Source organism: Shimia sediminis (assembly GCF_003990645.1).
GTDB classification, from domain to species: Bacteria; Pseudomonadota; Alphaproteobacteria; order Rhodobacterales; family Rhodobacteraceae; genus Shimia; species Shimia sediminis.
Genome location: NZ_RYZK01000058.1, coordinates 1 through 828 on the forward strand (window position 1 = coordinate 1; position 828 = coordinate 828).

The window sequence follows — 828 nt, forward strand, 5'->3', positions numbered from 1 at the left end:
CTCCTATAAGCTGACTCACTTTATTTATTGTATTCTCAATTACATTTTTCGTTTTCTGTGTTTTTAACTACTACTCATCAATACATGTACCTATACAATCATTAAGTAAAAAATTACAAACTAAAAAAAATTAATTGAAAATGATAGCAAGATTGTTCTCTTCTTTTGACCCATCAACTAGTTTTAGTATATCGTTAAATTGATTAAGATCTTTTATTGGGTTAGTTTTAATCCCTTCAGCATTTTGAATTATTCCTCCACGAGGTCTTTTCTTTTGAAATAAAATCTTATCTACTCTTCACAAAGAATTTAAAATTTTAATAGCAAGAAGTAAAATAAATGGGAGAACAATCTTATTTGTAAGCTTATTTTCATTTATTTTATTTAATAATTTTTTAGGATTATTCCCTTATATTTTTACAAGAACAAGGCATTTATCTTTAACATTAGCTTTAGCTCTTCCTTTATGATTAAGATTTATAATTTATGGGTGAATTAATAATACAGTCCATATATTAGCCCATTTAGTCCCTCAAGGAACGCCTCCTGCTTTAATACCTTTTATAGTATGTATTGAAACAATTAGAAATGTTATTCGACCTGGAACACTTGCTGTACGATTAACCGCTAATATAATTGCAGGCCATCTATTACTAACTTTACTAGGTAATACAGGAAATTCTTTATCTATTTATCTTGTGAACTTACTTATTATCACCCAATTAGCCCTTTTAACATTAGAATCAGCTGTATCAATTATTCAAGCGTATGTTTTTGCTGTATTAAGAACACTATATTCTAGAGAAGTGAGTTAAATAAACTAAAAAA

Annotated in this window: 1 pseudogene; it reads left to right on the forward strand. The window is 27.3% G+C overall.

Going from position 1 to position 828, the window contains the following annotated elements:
• Window positions 1-350: 350 nt before the first annotated feature.
• Window positions 351-815, forward strand: a pseudogene (atpB, locus tag EK369_RS22855) (F0F1 ATP synthase subunit A).
• Window positions 816-828 lie beyond the last annotated feature (13 nt).